Here is a 246-nt window from a genome sequence, read left to right as displayed (position 1 = left end):
AGAGACAGGACTACTAGGGTATCTAATCCTGTTTGCTCCCCACGCTTTCATGCCTCAGCGTCAGTTACAGTCCAGTAAGTCGCCTTCGCCACTGGTGTTCTTCCTAATCTCTACGCATTTCACCGCTACACTAGGAATTCCACTTACCTCTCCTGCACTCTAGACACCCAGTTTCAAATGCAGCACCCAAGTTGAGCTCGGGTATTTCACATCTGACTTAAGTATCCGCCTACGCATCCTTTACGC

Annotated in this window: 1 rRNA gene; it reads right to left on the bottom strand. The window is 49.2% G+C overall.

The features are described from left to right. Nucleotides 1-246: ribosomal RNA gene (locus ACTHSL_RS14020) — 16S ribosomal RNA — on the bottom strand; the annotation flags it as partial.

Origin of the sequence: Neisseria sp. P0008.S010, from assembly GCF_051962715.1 — a bacterium.
GTDB classification, from domain to species: Bacteria; Pseudomonadota; Gammaproteobacteria; order Burkholderiales; family Neisseriaceae; genus Neisseria; species Neisseria elongata.
Note: the sequence above shows the minus strand (reverse complement) of the source record. Positions and strands in the feature narration are given on the sequence as shown.